This is a genomic window from Afifella pfennigii DSM 17143, from assembly GCF_000688515.1.
GTDB classification, from domain to species: domain Bacteria; phylum Pseudomonadota; class Alphaproteobacteria; order Rhizobiales; family Afifellaceae; genus Afifella; species Afifella pfennigii.
This window is the reverse complement of record NZ_JHZK01000055.1, coordinates 1-5,195: the sequence shown is the minus strand read 5'-3', so window position 1 is coordinate 5,195 and position 5,195 is coordinate 1. Positions and strand designations below refer to the sequence as shown.

Sequence of the window (5,195 nt, the reverse complement as noted above, 5' to 3'; positions counted from 1 at the left end):
GATGATCTGGTCGAGCCGGGCGCGGAACAGGTCATCGGTGAGCTCGCGATTGGGCGCTCTCGGTCGCATCGTCACCTCTCGTGATCCTCTCAATCGAATCACGGAAAGGCGCCGCCGGGAATCCCCAAACCGCATGCGAAATCGCAAGGTTCCGCAGGCTCAAGCCACCGAATCCTGCAAAACCGAAACCTTGCGAGAGACCGAAATCCGTCGACTATCAGCCGCTTATGCGTTCTTCACAGTCAACTTTGAAGGTGTCGATGAGGTCGCCGACGACCTCCCAGAGGCCGCGGATCGCTCGCTCGACCTTGGCACGGAGCAAAACCTTGAGTTCGGTGCCGACCTGTTCAATGGCTTGACGGACGCCTGACGCCTTGTGGGCTGGCAGGTTATCCATGATGATGATGTCGCCAGGCGAGAGCGTCGGCACCAGGATCTGCTTGAGATAGGCCAGGAACACCGTGCCGTTCATGGCGCAGTCATACTTGTTCGCGCAAATCCATGCTCAAAGCCCGATCCATCCAAATCGCCTCCATCACTGAAGCGTTTGAATCAGAACCGGGCAAGCACCTCACATCACAACCGATTTATCAAAGGATCAAAACGCTCTAGCCCTCGCGCTTCTCCAGGCGTATCGCGCCTGGGCTGCCCGCCACACGCCGATAAAAGCAGTCGCCGCGGCCTGTATGACAGGTATCGGCGCGGCTCGCAGGACGAACGCGCGCCAGGAGCGCGTCCTGGTCGCAGTCGATGCGCAGCTCCACCACGCGCTGCACGGCGCCGGAGGTCTCGCCCTTCTTCCAAAGGCGCCCGCGCGAGCGGCTCCAATAATGCATCTCGCCGGTCTCAAGCGTCGCGCGCAGCGCGTCCTCGTTCATCCAGGCCAGCATCAGCACCTCGCCCGTGCCGGCATCCTGAGCGATACAGGGCAACACACCCGCCGCGTTGAAGCGCGGGGCGAAGACCTCCGTCTCCTCGATCGTCTCGCCCGGGGCCATCTTCGCGCCCCAGGCCGTGCTTGCCGCAGCCATCTTCAGCGCGTCGTCGGGCGAACCAGGTTGAGGAACTTCTCGCGCTCGGCCGGATCGTCGTGGAACATGCCGGAGAAGCGCGAGGTCATGGTCGAGGCGCCGTGCTTCTGCACGCCGCGCATCGACATGCACATATGCTCCGCCTCGATCATCACGGCGACGCCGCGGGGCCCGAGCGTCTCCTCCAGCGCCTGGGCGATCTGAGCGGTCATCGTCTCCTGCGTCTGCAGGCGGCGGCCATAAGCCTCCACCACACGCGCGAGCTTGGACAGGCCGACGACGCCATCGCTCGGATAATAGGCGATATGCACCATGCCGTAGAAGGGCAGCATGTGGTGCTCGCAATGCGAATAGAAGGGAATGTCGCGCACCAGAACCATGTCCTGATAGCCGCCAACATCCTTGAAGGTGCGCGCCAAGAACGCTTCCGGATCCTGGGCATAACCGGCATAGAGCTCTTCATAGGCGGAGACGACCCGCCGTGGCGTATCGCGCAGGCCCTCGCGCGCCGGATCATCTCCCAGCCACGCGATCAGCGTGCGCACAGCCTCCTCGGCCTCCTCGCGGCTCGGGCGCCTGCCGGGCGCCGCCGAGGCGGCGAAGAGCTTGAGCGTGCTATCCATCTGAAATCCTTTCGCGGGCGGGTCTCGCCGCCCATCCTCGCCCATGCCCTGCCGGCGCATGGATTGCAGAACGCTTCCTTCGGTGCGGGTGTGACGCCACCATGTCGATCCTATATAAGGCGACGTAACGAATTTGCCCAAGGGGGCCAGCCCTTGGCGGGGTTTTAGGATGATCGACGACGTCTACAATGCCCGAATCCTGGAATTCGCCGGCAATATTGCGCGAATCGGGCGTCTGGCAGCCCCGGATGCCAGCGCCAAGGCGCATTCGAGGCTGTGCGGCTCCACCGTCACCGTCGACCTCACCATGCGCGAGGGCCGCGTGGCCGACTTCGCCCATGAGGTGAAGGCCTGCGCCCTCGGCCAGGCCTCCTCCTCCATCATGGCACGCAATATCATCGGCTCCACACCGCAGGAATTGCGCCAGGTCCGCCGCGACATGCTGGCGATGCTGAAGGAGAACGGCCCGGCACCGGACGGTCGCTGGTCGGACCTGAAATTCCTGGAGCCGGTGCGCGACTACAAGGCGCGGCACGCCTCCACCATGCTGACCTTCGATGCGGTGGTCGACGCGCTCGACCAGATCGAGGGCAAGAAGGCGGACGCCTCGGCGGCGGCCTGAGCCATGGAGACCTCCCTTAAGCCCATGGAGGAGCGGCACGCCCACGAGGGCGTGCCCAAGACGCCCGTCCGACCGCGCCGCTCGCCGGCCGAGATCGCCCTTGTCGGCATCATCCGCTTCTACCAGCTCACCTTCTCGGCCATCTTCGGGCGCACCTGCCGGCACCTGCCGAGCTGCTCCGACTATACAAGCGAGGCGATCTCGCGCTTCGGTGCCTGGCCGGGACTGTGGATGGGGCTTGCGCGCTTCGGCCGTTGCCATCCCTTCGGCAGCAACGGGCTCGATCCCGTGCCGGCGCGCTTGCCGGAGGCCGGACGCTGGTATACGCCGTGGCGCTACGGCCTGTGGACGGGCCGACACATCACCGACCGCTTTTGCGACTGAATCTCGATGGGGCGGGCCACGGGGCCCGAAACTAGGTTATGAGCCGGATCACACTTCCCGACGGCCAGGAATGCGACCTGCCGGACGGGGCCAGCGGGGCGGATCTCGCCGCCTCGATCTCCAAGTCGCTCGCCAAGAAGGCCGTCGCCACGCGCATCGACGGCCGGCTGGCCGACCTTGCCGATCCGCTGCCGGACGGCGCCAGCGTGCGGCTCGTCACGCGCGAGGATCCGCAGGCGCTCACCCTCATCCGTCACGATTGCGCGCATGTGCTCGCCGAAGCCGTGCAGACGCTCTTTCCCGGCACACAGGTGACCATCGGCCCGGTGATCGAGGACGGCTTCTACTACGACTTCTATCGCGAGGAGCCCTTCTCCACCGACGACTTCGAGGCCATCGAAGCGAAAATGCGCGAGATCGTCTCGGCCGACCGGCCCTTCACCAAGGAGGTCTGGGACCGCGAGGAGGCCAAGCGCGTCTTCGCCGGGATGGGCGAGGACTTCAAGGTGGAACTGATCGACGCCATCCCCGAGGGCGAGGAGGTGAAGATCTACCGTCAGGGCGATTGGTTCGACCTGTGCCGCGGTCCGCATATGCCCTCCACCGGCCGCGTCGGCGACGCGTTCAAGCTGACCAAGCTCGCCGGCGCGTATTGGCGCGGCGATTCCAACCGCCAGCAGCTGCAGCGCATCTACGGCACCGCCTTTGCCTCCAAGAAAGAGCTCGACGCCTATCTCACCATGCTGGAGGAGGCGGAAAAGCGCGACCATCGCCGGCTCGGACGCGAGATGAACCTCTTCCACCTGCAGGAAGAGGCGCAGGGCTCCGTCTTCTGGCATCCGAAGGGCTATGCCGTCTGGCGGGTTCTGGAAGATTACATTCGCCGCCGGCTCGACGAGGACGGCTATGTGGAGGTGAAGACGCCGCAGCTTCTGGATTCCTCCTTCTGGGAGAAATCCGGCCACTGGTCGAAGTTCCGCGAGAACATGTTCGTGGTGCCCGACCACGTGCCGGCGACGGAAGATGAAGGCCCCATCCTCGCCGGCGAGGTGGAAAAGTGGATGGCGCTGAAGCCGATGAACTGCCCGGCGCATGTGCAGATTTTCCGCCAGGGCATCAAATCCTATCGCGACCTGCCGATCCGCATGGCCGAGTTCGGCTGCTGCCACCGCAACGAGGCGCACGGGGCGCTGCACGGCCTGATGCGCGTGCGCCAGATGACGCAGGACGATGCGCATATCTTCTGCACCGACGAGCAGGTGGTCGACGAGACCAAGCGCTTCCTGGCGCTGTTTTCCCGCGTCTACAGCGATATGGGCCTCACCGACATCCGCTACCGGCTGGCGACCCGGCCGGAGCTGCGTGCCGGCGACGACGCCACCTGGGATCGGGCGGAGAAGTCGCTTGCCGACGCGCTCACCGCCTCCGGCATCGAGTTCGAGTACGCGCCCGGCGAAGGCGCCTTCTACGGCCCCAAGCTGGAATTCCATCTGACCGACGCCATCGGACGGACCTGGCAGTGCGGCACCTACCAGCTCGACTACGTGCTGCCGGAGCGGCTCGAGGCCTCCTATGTCGGCGAGGACGGCGAGCGGCACCGGCCGGTGATGCTGCACCGTGCCGTATTCGGTACCTTCGAGCGCTTCATCGGCATCATCCTGGAACATTACGCCGGGCGGCTGCCGCTGTGGATGGCACCGGTGCAGGCCGTCGTCGCCACCATCGTCTCGGAGGCCGATTCCTATGCGCAGGAGGTGACGGCGCAGCTGAAGGCCGCCGGGCTCAGGGCCTCGGCGGATCTGCGCAACGAGAAGATCAACTACAAGGTCCGCGAGCACTCCCACGACAAGGTTCCGGCGATGCTGGTTGTCGGGCGCCGCGAGGCGGAGGAAGGCACCGTGACGCTGCGCCGGCTCGGCCAGAAGGAGCAGGCGACGATGAAGCTGGAAGAGGCCGTGAAGCTTCTCGCCGCGGAGGCAACTCCGCCGGATCTGCGGCCCGCCGAGGAGACGCAGGCCGCGGAGGCAGCCTGAAAGCAGCCCCGGAGCGGCGCTTAATACCAGCGGCATCGGGCTCTGACTCACCGGGGATTCCTTTGAACCTCGTGCTGTGATTCCCTCTTCGGGGGAGGATTCGGCGATGGGATCAGCAGTTGCGCTACGGACGGACTATTCCGCGGCCGAGCTTCGTCGACTGGCTCGGCTTTCGAAGGATGCACGACAGAGCAGCAGGTTGTTGTCGCTGGCGGCCGTGCTGGACGGCATGAACCGGAGCGACGCGGCGCGGATCGGCGGGATGGATCGCCAGACGCTGCGCGACTGGGTGCACCGCTTCAACGAGGCCGGGCCCGAAGGGCTCCTGGACAACTGGTCGAGCGGGCCGCAGCCGCGTTTGTCGCCGGAGCAGCTCTCGGAACTGACGGAGATCATCGAGACCGGGCCCGATCCCGCTCGGGACAGCGTCGTGCGGTGGCGACGGATCGATCTCCAGCGAGTGATCGAGGAGCGCTTCGGCGTCGAGTATCACGAGCGCCAC

At 65.5% G+C, this 5,195-nt stretch carries 6 protein-coding genes and 1 pseudogene; 4 read left to right on the top strand and 3 right to left on the bottom strand.

Annotation, left to right across the window (positions count from 1 at the left end; all coding sequences use genetic code 11):
• Positions 1-217: 217 nt before the first annotated feature.
• The 3 genes and pseudogenes from Q331_RS22760 to folE all read right to left on the bottom strand — a co-directional run.
• Positions 218-484, bottom strand: a pseudogene (locus Q331_RS22760) (transposase); the annotation flags it as partial.
• A gap of 124 nt (positions 485-608) precedes the next feature.
• Positions 609-1,031 (bottom strand): phosphoribosyl-AMP cyclohydrolase, encoded by a 423-nt coding sequence (gene hisI, locus Q331_RS0119100; protein WP_051631367.1) that lies wholly within the window; start codon positions 1,029-1,031, stop codon positions 609-611.
• Positions 1,032-1,033: 2 nt separating this feature from the next.
• On the bottom strand, positions 1,034-1,654 hold the full coding sequence (gene folE / locus Q331_RS0119095) for a GTP cyclohydrolase I FolE (RefSeq protein ID WP_026381970.1): 621 nt from the start codon (positions 1,652-1,654) through the stop codon (positions 1,034-1,036).
• A gap of 169 nt (positions 1,655-1,823) precedes the next feature.
• Here folE and Q331_RS0119090 point away from each other — a divergent pair, with 169 nt between their 5' ends.
• From Q331_RS0119090 to Q331_RS0119075, 4 genes are all read left to right on the top strand, one after another.
• A complete protein-coding gene (locus Q331_RS0119090) occupies positions 1,824-2,276 on the top strand; it encodes an iron-sulfur cluster assembly scaffold protein (protein ID WP_026381969.1) in 453 nt (150 codons plus the stop codon).
• Between the two features lie 3 nt (positions 2,277-2,279).
• Complete coding sequence (gene yidD, locus Q331_RS0119085; RefSeq protein WP_245615747.1) at positions 2,280-2,660, top strand: membrane protein insertion efficiency factor YidD; 381 nt, start codon at positions 2,280-2,282, stop codon at positions 2,658-2,660.
• Positions 2,661-2,698: 38 nt separating this feature from the next.
• On the top strand, positions 2,699-4,693 hold the full coding sequence (gene thrS, locus Q331_RS0119080) for a threonine--tRNA ligase (protein ID WP_026381967.1): 1,995 nt from the start codon (positions 2,699-2,701) through the stop codon (positions 4,691-4,693).
• A gap of 106 nt (positions 4,694-4,799) precedes the next feature.
• Positions 4,800-5,195: helix-turn-helix domain-containing protein (locus Q331_RS0119075; RefSeq protein WP_026381966.1), on the top strand; the 396-nt coding region annotated here is incomplete at its 3' end.

Excerpts from the sequence above, each read along its gene's own strand:
- hisI (WP_051631367.1), bottom strand. The coding sequence starts at position 1,031 with ATGGCTGCGGCAAGCACGGCCTGGGGCGCGAAGATGGCCCCGGGCGAG.
- folE (WP_026381970.1), bottom strand. The coding sequence starts at position 1,654 with ATGGATAGCACGCTCAAGCTCTTCGCCGCCTCGGCGGCGCCCGGCAGG.
- Q331_RS0119090 (WP_026381969.1), top strand. The coding sequence starts at position 1,824 with ATGATCGACGACGTCTACAATGCCCGAATCCTGGAATTCGCCGGCAAT.
- yidD (WP_245615747.1), top strand. The coding sequence starts at position 2,280 with ATGGAGACCTCCCTTAAGCCCATGGAGGAGCGGCACGCCCACGAGGGC.
- thrS (WP_026381967.1), top strand. The coding sequence starts at position 2,699 with ATGAGCCGGATCACACTTCCCGACGGCCAGGAATGCGACCTGCCGGAC.